Raw genomic sequence first — 22,026 nt, forward strand, 5'->3', positions numbered from 1 at the left:
ATTCGTATTGTTGGGTGAACAAAAAAGAGGAAAGTTTCCCACCCTCAATTTTGGTAAAAATCAAGTAATTAATCTCATTTTAACAAAGACCGGTATGTTCGGCGACGGGCGCTCCGGGATTCACATCAATATCCCGGAATTCTCCTCGGATAATTTCGACTTTACAAAAATCAAAAATACCCCCTTATGTTTTCCATGCATCTCTTCATTTTTATAAACAAAATGTCTGTGAAAAAATAAAGTTGACACGCTATCCCTTACCCGCTGCGAAAAATGTTGTCCGCTAATTTTTTTTAACGGTTTTGGCACGGCTGTTTTATTAACACGAAATTCACAGTTACTTATTTTTTGTTACGTATTCAAAAGGTGATGTGATGATGTGCTGATGCGGTGATGTGCTAATGTGTTGATATAATGGTACGGTGAAGCAAAAATTGCGAGGATGCCCTAAACATGATGTCATTAACTACGGCTTCCATGTATAGAATTACTGTTCTAACCAGCTCTCCTTTTTTAGAGTACCCCCACTGCTAAATAATTCACATTCATCAGGTCAATTCCTGTATCCCAGTGGCCTAAGCATCGGCTAGCAGGTCATCACATCATCAACGCATTAGCACATCACCGCATCAGCACATTATGATAACCCTCCCCCGTATAATGCCGTACACCTCTTCGCGGATGATATATTATCTGCCGGGAACATGATATCACGACAAGAACAACTTGAGTTCTGCAAGCGTTGTACAAAACGTCAGCTGGATATGAAGGAAGGTTTGCTGTGCAGCCTGACCGGACAGAAAGCTGCGTTTGAAAAATACTGCCCGGACTTTGAAGCGGATCCTGAAGTGGTGATCACACCATCCGACCAGCATGAAAGTGTTCTTCCGGAAAAGAAGACCTACGAAGCCATGCTCCGAGAACAGGACTTCGCACGGGCGGTCCTGTTTGGTGCGATTGCATCCATCGTTGCCGCTGTGTTATGGGCCGTCATCACCATCGTTACAAATATGATGATCGGTTATGTAGCCGTGGCCATTGGTGCGGTGGTAGGCTTTACCATACGTTGGGCCGGCAAGGGAGTGGAATCCAAGTTCGCAATACTTGGAGCCATCTATTCTCTGGTCGGTTGTTTTATCGGAAACCTGCTTTGCGTGGCCGGATTTTTAAGTGCAGGCAGTGGTATGAGTGTGCTGGATATCATCGATATGATCGATGTGACCTTTCTGTTTGATATGTATCAGGACTCCCTTGAACCCATGGACTTCTTCTTTTATGCCATTGCCGTTTATGAAGGGTTCCGTTTTTCCACACTGCCTGCCGATAAGATTCCTCGGGAATCGGAATCAGTCATCAAAAATACCCGCTCCAGGATCAGAAACTCCGGCTGGAGGGCGAAACGCCGGTAATTTCATTGCATACACCTTATTCTTTATTGATAAATATTCCGTTCCTTTGCACTGCTTTTGAACGAAGAAGGGTTATTCTACGCGGGCAGCCAGGGTGGCGCACGGTTGATCACCTGGCCGTAAAACAAAAGTCCGCTTGCTATGATCCCGTTTGAAGACATGGGTCTGGATGCCGGTATACTCCGGTCTATCGCTGATCTGGGCTTTCAACAGCCAACCCCCATCCAACAACTGACCATCCCGCATTTGCTGAATACCAGGGAAGACCTGATCGCAACCGCACAAACCGGTACCGGAAAAACCGCTGGCTTCGGACTCCCTATCCTTCAGCAGCTCGACCTGCAAAGCAAGAATGCACAAGCCATCATTCTTTGCCCCACCCGGGAACTTTGCATTCAGATCGCCCGTGACCTCGAAAGTTTTTCCAAGCACACCAAAGGGTTATATGTGACTCCGGTGTATGGTGGCGCCAGCATGGAAACCCAGGTACGGGCCTTGAAAAAAGGAAGTCATGTCGTAGTAGGTACCCCCGGACGTACCCTTGATTTGCTGAATAGAAAGGTCCTGAAACTGGAAAACATCCGGTGGCTTGTTCTTGATGAGGCGGATGAAATGCTATCCATGGGCTTCAAGGAAGAGCTTGATGCCATCATGGAGGCGGTGCCCACGGATGCGCAGTCACTGTTGTTCTCCGCCACCATGCCGGCCGGTGTGAAACGCCTGGCAAAATCCTATATGAAGGATGCGAAGGAGCTCAGTGTGGCGCATGCCCACATCAGCACCGGGAGCGTAAAGCATGGTTATTTTCTGGTTAGTGGAAGGGACCGCTTCCTGGCGCTGAAAAGGATTGCGGATATGAATCCCAATATCTACGCCATCGTGTTTTGCCGCACACGAAGAGAGACCAAGGAGATCGCCGATAAGATGTCGGCAGAAGGATATGCGGTAGATGCCCTGCATGGTGATCTGAGCCAGGGGCAACGCGATTTCGTGATGGGACGTTTCCGGAATAAGCAGATCAGGATGCTGATTGCCACAGATGTGGCTGCACGGGGCCTGGATGTGAATGATCTTAGTCATGTGATCCATTATAATTTACCCGACGATGATGCCGCGTATGTTCATCGAAGCGGAAGAACAGGCAGGGGTGATAAAACCGGTGTATCGCTGGCCATTGTTCATGTGTCAGAGAAGAAAAGGATCGCATACCTTGAGAAAGTGCTCGGCCGCCCCATCGAGCAGATGAAGGTGCCAACCGGAAAAGAGATTTGTGAGAGGCAGCTGTTTCACCTCATCAATCGCATGGAGACCATCGAAGTGCACGAAGAACAGATCGGCGACTTCCTGCCGGTGATCTACAAAAAGCTGGAATGGATGAGTAAGGAAGACCTGATCACCCGGTTTGTATCCGTGGAGTTCAATCGCTTTCTTTCCTATTATAAAGATGCCAGGGATCTGAGTACCGTATCCGGCCGTGGCGATCGCAATGATCGTGGCGAACGAGGCGAACGCGGAGAACGCGGCGACGGAAAAAGAACAAGGGGAGAGAAAGATGGTAAGGGTTATACTTTCGGGAAGTTTGTCATCAACCTGGGTGTCAAACACCGCTTCAAGCCAAGCATTCTTTTCCAGATGATCAACCAGCAACTGGCTGCCCGTAACATCGAGATCGGTCGCATTGAGATCCAAAAGAATTTCACGGTATTCGAGTTGGATCAGGCCTATGAGAAAAAACTACTGAAGTCCTTCGGAAACGTTAAATACAAAGGATTGAAAGTGGTGGTTGAAGAATGGCCATCGGGAGATGATGACGGATGGAGGAAGGATCAGAGTCATAAAGGAAAGAAGAAACGGGGAAGAAAATAGCCAGGGGTTAACGTTCCACGCGAACCTTAATAAATCTCTTTTCGGATCTTCTTTTCGATCTCAATCGCGGCGGGCGTAAGTACCCGGTCTTCCACCCATTTGTGAATGGTGAGGTCCTTGATCAGTCCATGCAGATGCCGCACGGTCTTGTCGAATGAAGGCAATTGTTGAATCCGGTCGTCACATGATTCCAGCTTGTCCAGAACCAACTCCAGTTGCCTTTCGATATCGTCATGTTCGGTGGTGAATTTGCTGATGGCATTTTTTTCCATCAGCTCATATAATTCCACCAGGTTGTATTCATTGTACCCGATGTTGTATAGATAAAGTATATACGGAAACAAGGATGCCTCTTCCAAAGCAATGTGTTCCAGTATTTCTTCTTTCACTTCGGTGAACTCCCGGTTGATCTCATCCAGCATGGCATGAGGTGCCATCAATTCGCGGATCAGGTCAAAAATATATTTTTCCGCTTCGGGAAGTCTGCGGTACCGGTAGTACTGATGGGTTTTTTGGAGAAAGTCCAGCATCGTGGTCACCGGAAACTTCTTTAATTCCTGTTCAGGAAAAGCATCCGGGTTCTCATATGCACCCAGCAGGGTAAGCAGGAAATCCGCGTTCAAACCAACCACGTTGCAAGCATCTACAATGGTGAGTCCGAACAGTCCCTGGTCAATATTAAATCTGCTGAGTACATCCTTGAGATAGGCATGCTGCTCAATCAGGTCTTTGATCCGGGCTTCTTTTGAAATGGTTACCACTGTGATTTGTCTATCGTGAAACGGTCAAATGCGTTTTCATGCCATGAAATTAGCGAATTTCCCGGCAAAACAACAAGAAAAAGGAAGCGGATGTTGATCATGACGATTCCCGCAGATCAACCCGAATCATGCAATAGAAAAAAACTATTGCATGACGCATAAGAAAATCATAGGATACCGATTGTTTGCTTCGGAATAAATTCTTGATTTTCTAATGCGGGATAGCCCCAGCTAATACATATATAGTTCAGCGCGAAAGGCGCTTCCTAATGCATAATCTGGGATCAAACTTTATACCTTTGTAAAAAAGAAGAAACATGGAACCCAATCCATTGGAATTATTCGGACAATGGTATGCGAAGGCGGAACAGGAAGTGAAGAACATGCCGGAGGCTGTTTGCCTCGCCACTGCAAGCAAATCCGGCCGCCCTTCGGCTCGAATGGTGCTTTTAAAAAGTTTTGATGAAAAGGGCTTTGTCTTTTTTACAAACTATGAAAGCCGAAAAGGCCATGAGCTGGAGGAGAACCCTCAAGCCTTTCTGTTGTTTTACTGGAAGGAACTAGGTCGGCAGGTGAGGGTGGAAGGCCAGGTGGAAAAAGTCAGCGCTGAAGAATCGGACGCTTATTTCGCCACCCGTCCCCGGCAGAGCCAGTTGGGTGCATGGGCATCCAAGCAAAGCCGGCCGATCAGTTCAAGGATTCAGTTGCTGCGTTCGGTGGCAAAAAGTGCCGCACAGTTTCTCAACAAACCGGTGGAGCGTCCGGACTACTGGGGTGGTTTCAGGATCATTCCTGATCGATATGAATTCTGGGAGGACCAACAATTTCGCCTGCACAACCGTTTTGATTATCAGTGGAAGGGTGATGCATGGGAGATAAAACGTCTTTCTCCTTAAGGAACCGGTTCATCGTTTCCTGATTCTGGCATAGTCTTTGCCTTTTTGTGCGGGTAAGAAATCTATAATCAAAATGTACATTATGAAACCTCTGACCTCCGGAAAATCACTGTTGTTGATGGCAGCGGCATTAGGTATGGCTTTTGTCTCCTGTAAAAAAGAGCGGGACAATGACTATTCTGCAGCCAATGACAATGCGTTGGCCGAACGCAGCTTCAGCGATATAGAAAGCATCTCTGATCAGGCTGCCGATGGCAATCTCACCAGCTATAAAGACGGACTTGATCAGTCAATCATGGGTAAATGCGCCACGATCACCCATGACACCACCACCACACCACGTTCATTGGTGGTCGATTTCGGCACCGTGAACTGTCTGTGCAACGATGGCCGCAACCGTCGTGGAAAGATCAGGGTCAGTTATAACGGCATGTACCGGGATCCCGGATCTACCCATAGCATCACTCCTGAAGATTATTATGTGAATGACTATAAAATCGAAGGATTAAAATCTGTAACCAACATGGGCTACAATTCCAGCAACCACCTTTACTATAACATCACGGTTGATGGAACGGTTACTGCTCCCGACGGGAAGTCAGCCACGTGGAAATCTGATCGTGTCAGAGAATGGGTGGAAGGTGAATCAACCCTGATCAATTGGTTGGATGATGTTTACCTGATCACCGGAACAGCCAGTGGAACGGGTGCAAATGGAAACGGGTACAATGCAGCGGTCAAGACCCCTTTGAGGGTGGAACTGAGCTGCCGGTGGATTACCAGCGGAAGCTTCGAACTGACCCCTGATGGCAAGGACCCCATCACCGGAGATTATGGCAACGGAAATTGTGACAATCAAGCCACCGTTGTGTTTCGCGGTAAGACTTACAACGTGACCCTGAAATAGTGTAATGACGCATGGATCCGGCGATCCGGATACTAAAAAAGGCCTGATATTGTTCATCGGGCCTTTTTTTATGAGTTATAATTTTTCTAACATTGGGTGTTTTTACCTAACTACACAATGGCTTACGAGAGATTCGAGCCTTCGCAACAAGCGGCCGGTGCATTTGACGGCGGCAGGATTCAGGAACGGAAACCGATTGGTTTTCCCCAGGACGGCGGGAAGTTATCCCCTATGTCCAATCTATTTTACTGGGCCCATGCCTGGAGCGATGAAGGTGGGTTGATCGGTGAGCATCCGCATCGTGGGTTTGAGATTGTGACCATCGTTCTCAAAGGAGAAATTCAACATTACGACAGCCAGTTAAAAGATTGGAAAACACTGCAGGCCGGTGATGCACAGATCATCAGGGCAGGCAATGGAATCACCCATGCCGAGCGTCTGCTTCCGCAGTCTGCCATTTTTCAGATTTGGTTCGATCCGGGACTTGAACAATCCCTCAGCCGTCCGGCATCCTATAATGATTACAAGTCTTCTGATTTTCCGGTGGAGGTATCCGATGGTGTCTCTGTGGTTTCGTTTTCAGGAGAAAAGGCACCCATGAAAATGGAAAGTCCGGAGGTGGTCATGCAACAGGTAACTATGTCTGAAGGAAGTTCGTATTCAATGTCGCCATCCGGCCAGATCGTTGGTGCATTTGTACTTGATGGCGAAATTAACATTGATGGAAAGTCGGCCGTGACCGGAGATTTTATATTGATCAAAGATGAGGAAACTGCTTTGTTGACGGGAGCGAAGGATGCACGCGTTTTTGTGCTCTCCGTTCCTGAAAAAGTGAACTATCATTTGTACACTGATTTGGTTGGTCGTTCAAATTGATGGATAAGTCGATAAACCCAACATGATACATTTTCCATGTGTTACTACTGATTTAAGTTTGTTTTATATTTGAAATATATCTACCAGCACTAAAACCAAATTTTGACGCTTATTTAACAAATCATCTATGGAAACCGCAACGATGGAACCAAAAAAAGCTCAAGACCCCAAGCTTGAGGAGTTCATGGCCAAAGTCAGGGTCCGCAACGGAAATGAACCCGAGTATCTGCAAGCTGTACATGAAGTTGCCGAAGTTATTATTCCCTTCATGGAAGCACATCCCAAGTATAAGGATGCAAGAATCCTGGAAAGGATTTGTGAACCCGAAAGAGTGATCATGTTCCGCGTTCCGTGGAAAGATGACAAAGGACAGTTTCAGATCAACCGCGGATTCCGTATTGAGATGAACAGCGCCATCGGACCTTACAAAGGTGGACTTCGTTTTCACCCTTCCGTAAACCTGGGTATTTTGAAATTCCTGGCCTTTGAACAGGTATTCAAGAACAGCCTCACCACCCTGCCCATGGGCGGCGGTAAAGGAGGATCCGATTTTGACCCCAAAGGAAAGAGTGACAATGAAGTGATGGCTTTCTGCCAAAGCTTTATGACTGAGCTTTCACGTCATATCGGTCCTGATACCGACGTTCCTGCCGGTGACATCGGTGTGGGTGGTCGTGAGATCGGCTTTATGTTTGGTCAGTACAAACGGATTCGTAATGAATTCACCGGCGTACTTACAGGTAAGTCACCCAACTGGGGTGGTAGCCTGATCCGTCCGGAAGCCACCGGATATGGCTGTGTGTACTTCGCAGAACAAATGCTTGAAGTGCGAGGCCAAATGGTGAAAGACAAGACCGTGGTGATCTCCGGTTCAGGTAACGTAGCCCAGTATGCCGCCGAAAAGGTTCTTGACCTCGGAGGTAAAGTGCTGACTTTCTCGGATTCCGAAGGATATATCTATGACGAAAAGGGAATCGACCGTGAGAAACTGGCATGGGTGATGGAACTGAAAAACGTCAAGCGTGGTCGTATCAAAGAATACGCTGATAAGTTCGGTGCCAAATTCATCGCCGGTAAGAGGCCATGGGAAGTCAAATGTGACATTGCCCTGCCATGTGCCACGCAAAACGAGTTGAACGGAGAAGATGCTCAGAAACTGATCAGCAATGGTTGTATTGCGGTGAGTGAAGGCGCGAATATGCCATCTACACCGGAAGCTGTTGAAGTATTCCTGAACAACAAGATCATGTTCGGTCCCGGTAAAGCTGCCAACGCAGGTGGTGTGGCCACATCCGGACTTGAAATGAGCCAGAACTCGCTCCGTTTGTCATGGACACGTGAAGAAGTGGATGATAAATTGAAGGGCATCATGACGAGCATTCACCAAATGTGCCTGAAATATGGCCGTGAAGACGGTGATTTCGTTAACTATGTAAAAGGTGCGAACATCGGAGGCTTCGTGAAGGTTGCTGATTCCATGCTGGATCAGGGACTGGTATAAGTCGTTCCGATTTCATTAATTTTGGACGGTGGTTCTCTGAGAGCCACCGTCTTTTTTTTGTCCGTGATTTTCATTAGTCATTCATTAATATAGGGTAGAGTATATGTACGGTTCATTTCAAAAATTTCTGCAAGAGGAACTCCAGGGCATTGAGCAAGCAGGCCTCTATAAAAAGGAGCGCATCATCACTACGCCGCAGGATGCGGTAATCAAAACCACCGATGGAAAGGAAGTGCTGAACTTCTGTGCCAACAATTATCTCGGACTTTCATCGCATCCGGAGGTGATCAAAGCAGCGTACGAAACACTCGACAGCCGCGGTTATGGTATGTCTTCAGTTCGCTTTATCTGCGGGACACAGGATATTCACAAACAGCTGGAAGAAAAGGTGTCGGCCTTCCTTGGTACTGAGGATACCATTCTTTATGCGGCATGCTTCGATGCAAACGGCGGCGTTTTTGAACCTCTGCTCGGTCCGGAGGATGCACTGATCTCGGATGAACTCAACCATGCTTCCATTATAGATGGTGTTCGCCTTTGCAAGGCCCAGCGGTACCGTTATAAGAACAGTGATATGGCGGATCTGGAAGCGAAACTTCAGGAGGCACAAGCCCAGCGGTTCAGGATGATCGTTACTGATGGCGTGTTTTCCATGGATGGATACATTGCCAAACTGGATCAGATCTGTGACCTGGCAGAAAAATATGATGCCCTTGTGATGGTGGATGATAGCCATGCAACGGGTTTTGTTGGCAAAACCGGTCGTGGAACCCATGAACATTGTGGTGTAATGGGAAGGGTGGATATCATTACCAGCACGCTTGGAAAGGCGCTGGGTGGTGCCATGGGTGGTTTTACGTCGGGCCGGAAGGAAGTGATTGATATGCTCAGACAGCGGTCACGCCCTTATTTGTTCTCAAACAGCCTTGCTCCGTCCATTACAGGTGCTGCAAGCCGTGTATTTGACTTGCTCACTGAAACGACGAACCTGAGAGATACCCTGATGGAGAATACGGCGTATTTCAGAAAGGGCATGACCGATGCCGGCTTTGATATAAAGGAAGGTGTTCATCCCATCGTGCCCATCATGTTGTATGATGCGAAAACGGCACAGGTCTTTGCAGACCATCTGTTAAAAGAAGGTATATATGTGATCGGCTTTTTCTATCCTGTGGTGCCTAAAGATCAGGCCCGGATCAGGGTCCAGATATCGGCGGCCCATAAGAAGGAACACCTTGATCAGGCGATAAAGGCATTTATTAACGTTGGAAAACAACTGGGCGTTCTGGTAAATTAAATGGTTCTGTGCTTGTGGCATTGAAAAAAAGGAACTATCTTCGCAGCCCATTTTGTGGATTTTACTGAGTTAAAACGTATTCGGAATACCTGAAATATAAGCAATAGTGGACACCTTAAGCAATAAAACGGTATCGCTGAACAAGGCGAATGCCAACAAAGAATGGTTTGTGGTGGATGCCGAGAACGAAGTTCTGGGAAGATTGTCTTCCAAAGTGGCTTTTGTTCTCCGTGGCAAACACAAAACCGGTTTCACACCTCACGCAGATTGCGGAGACAATGTGATCGTGATCAACGCGGATAAGGTTCGTTTGACCGGTACCAAGATGGAGGATAAGATCTACATCCGTCACACCGGCTATCCTGGCGGACAAAGGCAAGTCAAAGCCGCTGATCTTATTCAGAAAAAGCCTGCCCAGCTGATCGAAAAGGCGGTCAGAGGGATGCTCCCCAAGAATAAACTCGGAAATAAAATATTCGGAAACCTGCACGTTTATGCGGGCAACGAACATCAGCACGCCGGTCAAAACCCCCAACCACTCGCTCTCAGCACAATCAAATAACCTATGGAAGTCATCAATACCATTGGCAGAAGAAAAACATCCGTGGCCAGAATTTATCTGAGTGAAGGCAACGGTTCTGTCATTATCAACCGCAGGGAAGAAAAAGACTACTTCACTGTTCCTGAACTCATCGAAAAGGTAAATCAGCCATTCATGCTGACTGACAATAAAGGCAAGTTCGATGTGACTGTGAATGTGCATGGTGGCGGTATCAAAGGCCAGGCCGAAGCTATTCGCCTTGCCATCAGTAAAGCATTGTGCCAGATCAATCCGGAGTACAGAACTGTGCTTAAGCCCGAAGGACTCCTTACCAGGGATTCCAGAATGGTGGAAAGAAAGAAATTTGGCAGAAGGAAAGCACGGAAGAGATTCCAATTCAGCAAACGTTAAGAAACCCGAACCTTTTTTATGGCACAACTTACCCAAAAGGAACTTCTGGATGCGGGTGCACACTTTGGTCACCTCAAAAGGAAATGGAACCCCAAAATGGCTCCCTACATTTTCATGGAGAAAAACGGGATCCATATCATCGACCTGAACAAGACCATTGCCAAAACAGAGACTGCCAGAGCAGCCCTGAAGCAAATGGCCAAGTCCGGAAAAAAAATACTCTTCGTTGCGACCAAGAAACAAGCGAAGAACTCTGTTGCTGAGATCGTAAAAGGCGTGAATATGCCTTACGTGACCGAAAGATGGCCCGGCGGAATGCTGACCAACTTTGCGACAATCCGTAAATCGATCCGTAAAATGGCTTCCATCGAAAAGATGAAGACCGACGGGACTTACGATAACATCTCTAAAAGAGAGCGTCTTCAGTTTGAAAGGCAAAAAGAGAAACTGGAAAAGGAACTCGGAAGTATCGCTGATCTGACACGCCTGCCCGCTGCACTTTTTGTGGTGGATATCATGCGTGAACATATCGCTATCAAAGAAGCCAAAAAGTTGAATATCCCTACTTTTGCAATCGTTGATACAAATTCCGATCCTACCCTTGTGGACTTCCCGATTCCAGCCAATGACGATGCAACTCGTTCTATCGCCGTGATCATGGAAAGTGTGATCTCCGGCGTAAAGGAAGGACTGGACGAAAGAAAGAAGGAAAAGGATAAAGAAGCAGCCATCGCTGAGAAAGAAGGTAAATCCACCGAAGCCAAAGGTGCTGCGAAATCCAAAGATGCAGAGGGTAAAAAGGGAAAAACCCCTACGGCCTCTAAATCTCCTCAGCCAAAGAAGGTGGAAGTGAAGGAAGAGAAAGCAGCCGATGCACCAACACAGGAAGCTTCTACCGAGGCGACTGCTGAAACTGCAGAGGACGTGAAGGCAGAGAAAGAATAAAGTATAACACCATCTTTTATCAAATCATTTTAAGATCATGGCCAATATTACCGCAGCCGATGTTAACAGCCTAAGGCAGAAGACCGGCGCTGGAATGATGGATTGTAAGAACGCGTTGACGGAAGCCAACGGCGATTTTGAAAAGGCAGTTGAGATTCTTCGTAAGAAAGGACAAAAGATCGCAGACAAGCGTTCCGACCGTGAAGCCAATGAAGGTTATGTGGTTGCTAAAATCGCTTCGGATAATAAAAAAGGTATTTTGATCGCGCTGAACTGTGAGACGGACTTTGTTGCCAAGAACGATGATTTCATCAACCTGGCCAATCAAATTGCCGAAGCAGCGCTTACCAATAACGTGTCTTCTATTGAAGAGCTGAAGTCCGTTGAAAATAACGGACGTACCATCGAGAACAACATCGTTGATGAGATGGGAAAGATTGGCGAGAAACTGGAAATCACCGCCTTTGAAGTAATCAATTCCGAACGTGTGGTTGCTTATAACCACCCCGGTAATAAGTTGGCAACCCTGGTAGGTGTGAACATTTCCAACGGGGAAGTGATCGAACAGGTCGCCAAGGAAGTGGCCATGCAGGTAGCTGCCATGAACCCCGTAGCCCTTGATAAGGATGACGTGGATAGCGGAACGGTGGAAAAGGAACTGGATATCGCCAAAGAGCTGGCAAGAAAGGAAGGCAAGCCTGAAGACATGCTCGAAAAAATTGCCATGGGTAAGCTTAATAAATTCTACAAGGAAAGCACCCTGCTCAATCAGGACTTTGTGCGTGACGGTAAGAAAACCGTAAGACAATACCTCAGTGAGGTAGATAAAGATTTGAAAATCGAGGCATTCAGGCGCGTTGGCCTGGGTATCTGATCAATATTCAAAAAGAGAGAAGTTATTCTCTCTTTTTTTTTAGTCTAACTTTTAAAATGGAGCCGTACATCAACGGCAAGGTCACATGGGAGAGATCAAATACAAGCGGATCCTGCTGAAACTTAGCGGAGAATCATTGATGGGCGAAAAGGATTTCGGGATTGATAACAACCGGCTTACCCAATATGCCAACGAAATTGCAGCAGCCGTAAAAAAAGGTGTGGAAGTGGCTGTAGTTGTCGGTGGTGGAAATATTTTCAGAGGCATTGAGGCCTCAAAAGGTGGGATCGAAAGGGTTCATGCAGACTACATGGGCATGCTTGCAACCGTCATCAACGGCATGGCTTTGCAGTCCGCATTAGAATCTTTAGGCTTGCAAACAAGACTCCTCTCTGCCATAAAAATGGAACAAATATGTGAACCTTTTATCAGAAGAAGAGCCGTAAGGCATCTGGAGAAAGGGCGTATCGTGATCTTCGGAGCCGGAACAGGAAACCCCTACTTTACTACGGACACTGCAGCTACATTAAGGGCCATAGAAATCGAAGCGGATGTTATTCTCAAAGGTACCAGGGTGGATGGGGTATACACTGCTGATCCGGAGAAGGACGCCACGGCAACCAAGTATGACCGGGTTTCTTTCAGTGAAGTGTATGAAAAGGCCTTGAATGTAATGGATATGACCGCATTCACACTATGCAATGAGAATAAACTCCCTATCGTTGTTTTTGATGTAAATGTCGAAGGAAATCTGATGAGAATCCTTGAAGGGGAATCTGTCGGCACCCTTGTGGAATTTTGACCATTTTCGAGGAAATCAGTAACTTTCGCCATTGTTGAATCACACGATCCACATCGTAAAAGTAAGCTAGCATGACGCCGGAACTACAAGCATGCATTGATCATGCAAAAACCCAAATGATGAAAGCCATTGACCATCTGGAAAATGAGATGGCCAAGATTAGAGCCGGAAGGGCAAATCCTTCTATGCTGGATAACGTAGATGTGGATTATTACGGAAATAGTACCCCCCTCAGCCAGGTTGCCAATATCGGTGCACCGGACCCTAGAACACTGACCGTGCAACCCTGGGAGAAGTCCATGATCGAACCGATCGAAAAAGCGATCCGCGAATCCAATCTGGGATTCAATCCGCAGAACGACGGTACCCTGATCCGTATCAACATACCACCGCTGACTGAGGAACGTAGACTTGAGCTGGTGAAGAAAACCAAGGGGGAGGCTGAGCATGGCAAGGTAAGCCTGAGAAATATTCGCAGGGAAGCCAACGAAAAAATCAAAGGATTGGTGAAAAACGGCCTGTCCGAAGACCTGGCCAAAGATGCTGAGAGTTCAATACAGCAGGTGACCGACCAATTTTCCGGTAAGATCGACGCACACCTTCAGTCCAAGGAAAAGGAGATCATGACCGTTTGATCTAAACGGCTTCAACCCCATACCTTGGTGCCTTCTGAGCAATTGTTGCAAATGTCTATGGTAGACCTGGATTTCAGGAGTTGGCTCCGGAATGCGCGGTAAGCTTCGTTGTTCCACACTTCCCGAAAACTACGTTCATTCAGATTGCCCATCTCGTGCGATGCATCTTTGTCAAAACAACATGGCACCACTTTGCCGTCCCAGGTAACCACACAGGATGTCCAGAGTTTCCAACAGTGATTGTCCAGCGAATTCTTAATGGTATAAGTTCCGTCCGGCATTTTCTTATAACGTGCAAACTGTTCCTGATCCGGGATTAGCTCGTGGCCATGTTTGAAGTCATAAACCTGAGCGGTTTTAAGCAACAGGCCATCCAAACCTAAACGGGTGGTCAGGTCTCTGGCTTCCGGAATCTGATGTTCGTTGGGTTTGACAACCAGGAATTGAAACACGGTATACGGGGTGCGGGATTTCAGCTTTTTTTTCCAATAGACGATGCGTTCGGCACCCGCAAGTACCTTGTCAAGCTGCCCTTCTTTTCGATAGGCCTCGTAGGTTTCCTGGGTGGTTCCGTCAAGGGATATGATCAGGCGGTCAAGACCTGACTCCACCGTTCGCCGTGCATTTTCGTCATTCAGGAAGTGGCCGTTGGTGGATGTTGCTGTATACATGGACTTGCTCCTGGCATATTCAACTATGTCCAAAAAGTCGGGATTGAGGTATGGTTCTCCCTGAAAATACAAGGTCAGGTAAAAGGTATATGGAGAAACTTCATCCAGTACACGTTTCACCAAAGGCATTGACAATCTGCCTGTAGGTCTGGTGAAAGATCTCAGACCTGAAGGGCACTCCGGACAGCGGAGATTGCACGCTGTTGTTGGTTCGATCGCCAGGCCAAGTGGAAATGCCGGATGATATGTTGAGCCAAGCATACGGGACTTATAAAAGCTGGTATAGACCCTGCCGGCATTGGCCAGCCTTTTTGGCGTGAGTTTGCCTGCAATGTTCAGGCGGTCCAGTATTTTGGAGGTAACGGACATCTTCTCAGAGCACTGTTAACGCAACAGACCTTTGTTTTTCCAGATAAGATCCTTCAACTGACCTTTCATGATATCCGCAGATTGCAGTATCAAATCCGCATCCGAAGGAAAAGGTACGGGCTTTCTCTTGGTCTTCTCCTGCGAAGCCTTACTTAATGCCCGTAAATCACCAATGGCGATAGCTGCTGCATGGTCAAACACAGATTCAACGGAAATGGCTTCTGTTTTGATCAGCTGTCCGCTCAGCAGATTGGTGTAGTTTATAACTCCCGTAAGTATGGCAGCTTTCGACTGCTGCGTTTCAATGACTTTGCATTGTATGTTCACATACTTATCTACCTTGATGTCATTTCCCAGACTGTCTTTTACTACATTGCCCTTTTCATCAAGTTTATACTCCCAGCCATCTTTCACAGTGGCTTTTTCATCGTAATGCACTTCTTTTACCCTTTCCGGTGACACTTCAATATGCTTGATCTCAAGGGCAATGCTGTAGTCATAGCCGATCTTTTGTTCGGATCGGACATGATAGGTGATCCATTCCGTGTTCAACTCTGAAAGCGCAATCCGCCGGATCTCTTCATCGAACGTCGCAGGAATCAGCACCTGACTCTTGTTGCGGATCTCAAAAAACACATAGGACATTCCGAGTTCTTTGGCTTTCCGCATCAGATCGTCGGTATCCTTGTAGTCAGGAAAATAGGATTTTACTTTGGCCAATTCGTACCAGGCAGCCCTTGCGTCTTCTTTCTCCTTGCTGTCAAGCAACCGAACGGCATGGGTATACAGGTACTCGGCGGCATTTTTCTTTGCCTCGATCAGTTCTGCATCGTAGTTGATCTGGCTGAAACCGATGGCGTCCTTGGTGTAACTGGGTAGCGTGGAAACGGTAGACTGCCTGGCCTTGAGCCGCTCATACAGAACGTACAAGTCATTCCAACGTTGGGGGTTGCCTTCCGCTTTGAGGAAATTCACCTTATCCATGTCTTTTTGATTGGCAATGCGATACGACTCGCGTAAAACATCGATCTCCTTCATTTTTTCGGGTTTCTTCCGCAGTTTCTTGACCGATTTATGGAGGGCCATCTCATATTGGCCACGGCTAAGATACTTCCGGGAAGAGGTGCAACTTCCAAGCAAAATGAGGGAGAGGCATATAATAAGGATCCGGTGTGTCATTCAGAATTTCTTTATGAGAATGGGATCAAAGATTGCGCCATTGTGATAATAAATTGAGCGCCAGACCAAAATTAGAAAAATATCGCCCGAATCCCGGAAAGAAATCAACAATTGGAAAGAGTAATTAACAGCCAGGGGTGGTAACGTTGCTGCCAGCCTCATTTCTTGTTAACTTCGACAGTTAGTGTCCGTGTTTATGCTGTAACAAATTCTTCCATATCGAGTATAAATGGAGAATTTTAGAATTGATGATATTGTGCATTATCCCAATCGGATGTTTTTGAAGTACCGTTTCGCCCAGCGCCTGGCATGGAGCTTAGTGGGCGTATTTCTTTCTTCACAACTGTTTGCGGCCGATTTATATTGGGTGGGTGGCAGTGGTTCCTGGCACAATCGTACCTCATGGTCCTCGCAAAGTGGTGGAAAAGGAGGCACGGGCGTTCCTACCAGTAAGGATAATGTTCATTTTGATCAGAACTCCTTTGATTCCTATTCCGATAAAGTAACTGTTCAGGGGAGAGCCGAATGCAGATCAATAGATTGGAGTTCACTTTCTTATAAAGTGATTTTCGCCTCTGACGTCAATAGTTCGCTGTATATATATGGTGATGCCCATTTTTCGGATAAGATCATCAACAATTTTTACGGAAGTATTCATCTTCATTCGAATAACTGGAAAAAGATGGATATGGAGGCAAACGGGATGGCGTTTCAAGGACCTGTCCTGTTTGATACACCTTCCGCAGCCAGCCCGGGGCCATTGTCTCCGGACTCTGTTTGCCCGTTTACCATCGTTACTTCATCCACCGCCGTTAGCTGTAATGGCTTCTCGGATGGGATAGCACGGGTTGATTCTCTGATCGGGGAAACAGGTCCTATTACATATGTATGGCTGTTTAACGGTTCTACAGCCGATTCACTTACCGGTCTTGGTCCCGGAACGTATACGGTGCGTGTAACGGACGTAGGAACAGGCTGTGTTCACTTTAAGTCCCAGGCGGTTACGGAACCTGCAGAGTTGGTGATATTCGCCACGCCTCCTCCTCAGGATGCCAGCTGTTTCTCTGTTTGTGATGGGGATGGTTCGGTCACGGCTATTGATGGAACCCCGCCCTATAGTTATACGTGGAGTAACGGATGTACTCAATCGAATTGCACAGGCTTGTGTGTGGGTAACTACACGATCACCGTGACCGATATCAACGGTTGCCAGGATAATATATCCATAACGATTGACGAACCGGGATTACTTGTAGCCAACGAAGGAAGTAGCAATGTGCAATGTAACGCTGCTTGCGATGGAACCGCCTATGTGGCGCCAAGTGGTGGTACGACACCTTATACTTATGTGTGGACCAATGCCAGTACGCAGGATACCCTGAAGAATCTTTGTCCGGGAGCATATAGTGTAACCATAACCGATAAGAACGGTTGTCAGGCATTTGCTACACTGAACATCACCGAACCTAACCCGATGGTGACTACGCCGGCGGAGTACCATATTTCATGCGGTGGTCTTTGTGACGGAGAAGTAGCAGTGGATGTAACGGGAGGTACCACGCCATATTCCTATTTGTGGGCACCGGGAGGTGAAACGACAGATTCATTATCTAACCTGTGTTCGGGACCGTACAGTGTTACCGTTACAGATGCTAACGGATGTACCTCTGTTGAGAATTATACCATCAACGAACCGGTTGTACTCACCTCCTCAATTACAGATACGACCCATGTGCTTTGTAATGGCAGTTGTACAGGTGTAGCTATTGTTACTCCGGCAGGAGGTACCACGCCTTTTACTTATTTATGGAGTAATGCCCAAACGGATTCCACAGCAACAGGTTTGTGTAACGGGGCATTTGGTGTGACCATTACGGATGCCAATGGTTGTACAACAAATTCTTCGGTGACCATTACTCAGCCAAATGCACTCTCTCAGACATTAACTCTAACAAACGCCACCTGTAACGGGGTGTGTGACGGAACCATTCTTTCATCCCCGGCCGGTGGTACCACACCTTATTCTTATTTGTGGAATAACGGCCAAACCAATGCAACAGCAACCGGGTTATGCGCCGGTGCATATTCTGTAACCGTCACCGATGCCAACGGGTGTACCATCAACGGTGGATCCGGAATTGCGCAGCCTACGGCATTTACCGGAAGTATAACGGGCAGTTCGAATGTAACTTGTGGCGGAAGCTGTAACGGAAGTGCGACAATCGCCGTTTCCGGCGGAACCGCGTCTTACACCTATTTATGGAATGACGGCCAAACCACCCCAACAGCTACCGGATTATGTGCGGGAAATTATACGGTTACAAGTACAGATGCCAATGGATGTACGGTTAATGATGCCATTGTGATCACCGAACCACTTACACTGGTTTCAAGTATCACTGGAAGTACCAACCTGGATTGTTATGCTGTTTGTACAGGATCTGCTACGGTTACCGCATCAGACGGAACAGCACCTTATACCTACCTTTGGAATAGCGGTCAAACTACAACAACGGCAACCGGCCTGTGCTCCGGCGCCGCATCCGTTACGGTGACCGATGCACTGGGTTGTACAAGTACATCGTCCACCAACCTGACCGAGCCTGCAACTTACAGCCTGGCTATGAGTAAAACCGATCCTGGTTGCGGAGGCGCATGTGATGCAACGGCTACCGTAACCCCATCCGGCGGTACACCCGGTTATACCTATCTGTGGAGTAACGGTTGTACCCAGATCACCTGTATAACACTTTGCGCAGGACAGTACACCGTGACCGTAACCGATGTAAAGGCATGTACGCTGGTAGACAGCGTCACCATTCCTGTAACACCCATTCCGGCCATTGATTCCAGCACGGTTAGTGTTACCTGTAACGGGGTATGCGATGGTTCCGGAACATTCACGGCTTCTTCAGGCACACCACCTTATTCATACACATGGAATACAGGATGTACCACAGGTACCTGTACCGGATTATGTGCGGGTGCATACACCGTTACTGTCAGCGACAACACAGGGTGTACGACTTCGGCAACATTAACTGTTCCGGGTTTTGACATAATTACAGCCAATGAAGCAATTACCGATGCTCAATGTAATGCTATTTGTGATGGAGCTGTAACGCTTGCTCCAACGGGCGGACTTGCACCTTATACTTACCTGTGGAGTGACGGATGTACTTCTATAAGTTGCTCAGGTTTCTGTCCGGGAAATGTTTCAGTTACAGTTACCGATCAGAATGGTTGTACGACAACTCCAACATTTACCATTAATGTAACCAATCCGGTCGTTGTTAATACATCTTCCAATCCTGTTCAGTGCTTTGGTCAATGTGACGGAGATATCACAGCTACTCCTTCCGGTGGTTCTGCACCTTATACCTATGCGTGGACTACCGGATGTACCACGCAAACATGCACCGGTATCTGTGTTGGAAATTATACAGTTACTGTGACCGGAAGCGGTGGATGTTTCAATACTCAAACCATCTCCGTATCTGAGCCCACGGTACTCAGTACTTCTTTCACAAGCTCTAATAACGCAACTTGTTTCGGTCAGTGTGATGGCGCTGGAACTGCAGCTGGAGCGGGTGGTACAACACCTTATTCCTATACATGGGATAACGGGGCCACGGTAGCAGTTCTAACCGGATTATGTGCCGGTAATTATAATCTTACCGTAACAGATGCACATGGTTGTGAGGTCACAGATCTTCTGGCCATTACCGAACCCGCGGATCTGTTAGCCAATGAATCTGCAAACAGTTCTACCTGCGGGAATGCGGATGGCGACCTCATCTCTGTCCCAACAGGCGGAACTTCTCCCTATACTTATGTATGGGATAATGGTTGTACACAGGCTACATGTAATGGCGTGGGTGCCGGATCCTATAACCTCACTGTAACAGATGCTAGTGGTTGTTCTGTTACTGCCAATGTGTTGTTGTCTGATCTTGGCGGACCTACAGGAGAAACGTTCATCAATACGCCTGCCAGTTGTAACGGTGTTTGCGATGGCACTTCCATGGTGACCCCAATCGGAGGTGTTGCCCCTTTTACCTATGTGTGGACCGGTGGACAGACAAATGCAACGGCTACCGGCCTTTGTGCCGGTTCTTACAATGTAACCGTAACTGATAACAATGGATGCAAAAAAATAGGTGTGTCCACTGTTACTGAACCTATAGCCATATCGGCAAACCTGACCGATACCACGATGATATCATGTAATTCTTTGTGTGATGGCACTGTGATCGTTACACCTTCAGGTGGATCGGTCCCTTACACGTATGCCTGGAGTGATGGTCAAACGGATTCAACGGCCACGGGTTTGTGCGTCGGTTTGTACAATGTGACGGTTACTGACCTAAACGGTTGTAACACCACAGCAACTATCACAATGACTGAACCAACCGTTCTTACAGCTGACATAACGGATACCACGCATGTATCGTGTGCTGGTCAATGTACCGGTCAGACAATCGTTACACCGGGTGGAGGTACGCCACCCTTCACCTATCTCTGGGATGACGGTCAAACGGATAGTACCGCCACAGCGCTTTGTGCAGGAAATTATTCCGTTACCGTGACGGATGCAGGAACCTGCCAGACAATAGCGGCAGTTACAATCTCCGAGCCGGTGCTGTTGACTGCCCTTGCCACGATCACCGGAGATGCCAGCTGTAACGGTGTTTGTGATGGTACAGCAACCGGAGATGGCATAGGTGGTACCAGTCCGTACACCTACCTCTGGAGCAACGGACAAACCACCAAGAATGCCAGTGGTTTTTGCGCGGGTAATATCACTGTTACGGTAACAGATGCCAACGGATGTACCGCCACAAATACAGCGGTGGTTTCCGAACCCGTGATTTTGGGATCATCCATCACCAACTCGGTGAATAATGTTTGTTTCGGGGATTGTGCCGGAATTGCATCAGTAACGCCAACCGGCGGTACTATTCCTTATAGTTATTTGTGGAGTAACGGTCAGACGGACTCGACCTCTACAGGCCTTTGTTCCGGAACATCTCTGGTAACCATTACGGATGCCAATAGCTGTACTAAACTGGATTCCGTTATCATTACCGAGCCTACAGAACTTGTGGCGGATTCCGGTGTGGTGAATTCCGCATGTGGATCCTGTAATGGTATTGGAATAGCAGTGCCAGGTGGGGGTACAGGCCCTTATACCTATCTATGGTCAAGTGGATGTACCTCGGGAACGTGTTTCAGCCTGTGCGCCGGCGCCTACGATCTGACCGTAACGGATGCCAACGGTTGTACAGCAACAAATACGGTTCTGGTGTCCAATACCGGCGGACCTACCAATGGTAATGCAGTATTAACTGCAGCATCGTGTAATGGAGTATGTGATGGGATGGCAGTTCTAAGTCCGACAGGTGGTACCGGGCCTTATACCTACATGTGGAATGACGCTTCCGGTCAGACTACCGCAACCGCAACCGGCCTTTGTGCGGGCAATTATATTGTTAGTATTACTGATAGCAAAGGTTGTTTGCTTCCCGTGTCCGTTACGATTAATCAACCAGGAACACTGGCCTCTTCTTTCACGGATTCATTGTATGTGGATTGTAATGGGAATTGTACGGGCTTAGCAGTACTGACCCCAAGCGGAGGCACATCCCCGTATGCCTTTGTATGGGATGATGGCCAGACCGACAGCACGGCAACAGGTCTTTGTGCAGGTGTGATAGGTGTAACAGTAACAGATGCCAACGGCTGCCAGACGACCAACAGCATAACGATCACCGAACCGGCCAGCCTGATCCCAAGTATCGCATCAAGTGTGAACCTGTCTTGTAATGGAGTATGTGTTGGTACCGCAGAAGCAGCAGGCGCAGGCGGTACCTTGCCATACAGCTATGTTTGGAGTGACGGTCAGACCGATAGCGTGGCAACCGGCCTGTGTGCAGGAAACTATGATGTGACACTGACCGATGCTAACGGATGTGCTGCCCAGACCTCTGTTACAATTACTGAACCGAATTCACTGGCAGGAAACAGTTCAACTGTAGCCTCTACGTGCGGTGTGTGTGACGGAAGTGTATCCGTGGCGCCAAGTG

17 protein-coding genes are annotated in these 22,026 nt (G+C 47.6%); 14 read left to right on the forward strand and 3 right to left on the reverse strand.

Translation table 11 applies throughout. The features are described 5' to 3' along the window. The first annotated feature begins 704 nt into the window (after positions 1-704). Together KDD36_02515 and KDD36_02520 are read left to right on the forward strand one after the other, a co-directional pair. Entirely contained in the window at positions 705-1,409 is a 705-nt protein-coding gene (locus KDD36_02515; protein ID MCB0395498.1) for a hypothetical protein, read from the forward strand. Between the two features lie 141 nt (positions 1,410-1,550). Further along, on the forward strand, positions 1,551-3,275 hold the full coding sequence (locus tag KDD36_02520; GenBank protein ID MCB0395499.1) for a DEAD/DEAH box helicase: 1,725 nt from the start codon (positions 1,551-1,553) through the stop codon (positions 3,273-3,275). A gap of 26 nt (positions 3,276-3,301) precedes the next feature. On the opposite strand, the gene KDD36_02525 is transcribed toward KDD36_02520, so the two are convergent. Next, a complete protein-coding gene (locus tag KDD36_02525) occupies positions 3,302-4,036 on the reverse strand; it encodes a hypothetical protein (protein MCB0395500.1) in 735 nt (244 codons plus the stop codon). A gap of 317 nt (positions 4,037-4,353) precedes the next feature. On the opposite strand from KDD36_02525, the gene pdxH reads away from it, so the two are divergent. The 11 genes from pdxH to frr all read left to right on the forward strand — a co-directional run bounded on the left by pdxH (position 4,354) and on the right by frr (position 13,721). Beyond that, entirely contained in the window at positions 4,354-4,932 is a 579-nt protein-coding gene (gene pdxH, locus KDD36_02530; GenBank protein MCB0395501.1) for a pyridoxamine 5'-phosphate oxidase, read from the forward strand. 82 nt (positions 4,933-5,014) lie between these two features. Beyond that, entirely contained in the window at positions 5,015-5,839 is an 825-nt protein-coding gene (locus KDD36_02535) for a hypothetical protein (GenBank protein MCB0395502.1), read from the forward strand. 117 nt (positions 5,840-5,956) lie between these two features. Further along, positions 5,957-6,715, forward strand: a complete 759-nt coding sequence (locus tag KDD36_02540; protein ID MCB0395503.1) for a pirin family protein — start codon at positions 5,957-5,959, stop codon at positions 6,713-6,715. Positions 6,716-6,857: 142 nt separating this feature from the next. Continuing rightward, complete coding sequence (gene gdhA, locus KDD36_02545; GenBank protein MCB0395504.1) at positions 6,858-8,216, forward strand: NADP-specific glutamate dehydrogenase; 1,359 nt, start codon at positions 6,858-6,860, stop codon at positions 8,214-8,216. Positions 8,217-8,319: 103 nt separating this feature from the next. After that, on the forward strand, positions 8,320-9,513 hold the full coding sequence (gene kbl / locus KDD36_02550) for a glycine C-acetyltransferase (GenBank protein MCB0395505.1): 1,194 nt from the start codon (positions 8,320-8,322) through the stop codon (positions 9,511-9,513). A gap of 106 nt (positions 9,514-9,619) precedes the next feature. Then, positions 9,620-10,075 carry a 50S ribosomal protein L13 gene (gene rplM, locus KDD36_02555; protein ID MCB0395506.1) on the forward strand — a complete coding sequence of 152 codons (456 nt, stop codon included), beginning with the start codon at positions 9,620-9,622 and terminating at the stop codon, positions 10,073-10,075. A gap of 3 nt (positions 10,076-10,078) precedes the next feature. Continuing rightward, positions 10,079-10,465 carry a 30S ribosomal protein S9 gene (gene rpsI, locus KDD36_02560; GenBank protein MCB0395507.1) on the forward strand — a complete coding sequence of 129 codons (387 nt, stop codon included), beginning with the start codon at positions 10,079-10,081 and terminating at the stop codon, positions 10,463-10,465. An 18-nt stretch (positions 10,466-10,483) separates the two neighbouring features. Then, positions 10,484-11,410: a 30S ribosomal protein S2 gene (rpsB, locus tag KDD36_02565; GenBank protein MCB0395508.1), complete on the forward strand. Its 927-nt coding sequence runs from the start codon at positions 10,484-10,486 to the stop codon at positions 11,408-11,410. Between the two features lie 37 nt (positions 11,411-11,447). After that, positions 11,448-12,284: an elongation factor Ts gene (locus tag KDD36_02570; GenBank protein ID MCB0395509.1), complete on the forward strand. Its 837-nt coding sequence runs from the start codon at positions 11,448-11,450 to the stop codon at positions 12,282-12,284. An 85-nt stretch (positions 12,285-12,369) separates the two neighbouring features. After that, the gene (locus KDD36_02575; GenBank protein ID MCB0395510.1) at positions 12,370-13,086 is read left to right on the forward strand and encodes a UMP kinase; all 717 of its coding nucleotides are present in this window, start codon (positions 12,370-12,372) and stop codon (positions 13,084-13,086) included. 71 nt (positions 13,087-13,157) lie between these two features. Then, positions 13,158-13,721 (forward strand): ribosome recycling factor, encoded by a 564-nt coding sequence (gene frr, locus KDD36_02580; protein ID MCB0395511.1) that lies wholly within the window; start codon positions 13,158-13,160, stop codon positions 13,719-13,721. 11 nt (positions 13,722-13,732) lie between these two features. Here frr and KDD36_02585 read toward each other — a convergent pair whose 3' ends face one another. Next, entirely contained in the window at positions 13,733-14,761 is a 1,029-nt protein-coding gene (locus tag KDD36_02585; protein MCB0395512.1) for an SPASM domain-containing protein, read from the reverse strand. A 15-nt stretch (positions 14,762-14,776) separates the two neighbouring features. Further along, complete coding sequence (locus tag KDD36_02590) at positions 14,777-15,940, reverse strand: hypothetical protein (protein ID MCB0395513.1); 1,164 nt, start codon at positions 15,938-15,940, stop codon at positions 14,777-14,779. Positions 15,941-16,169: 229 nt separating this feature from the next. On the opposite strand from KDD36_02590, the gene KDD36_02595 reads away from it, so the two are divergent. Continuing rightward, positions 16,170-22,026 (forward strand): SprB repeat-containing protein (locus KDD36_02595; GenBank protein ID MCB0395514.1); only part of this gene is annotated, 5,857 nt, incomplete at its 3' end.

This window comes from Flavobacteriales bacterium (assembly GCA_020435415.1).
Taxonomy (GTDB): Bacteria; Bacteroidota; Bacteroidia; order JACJYZ01; family JACJYZ01; genus JACJYZ01.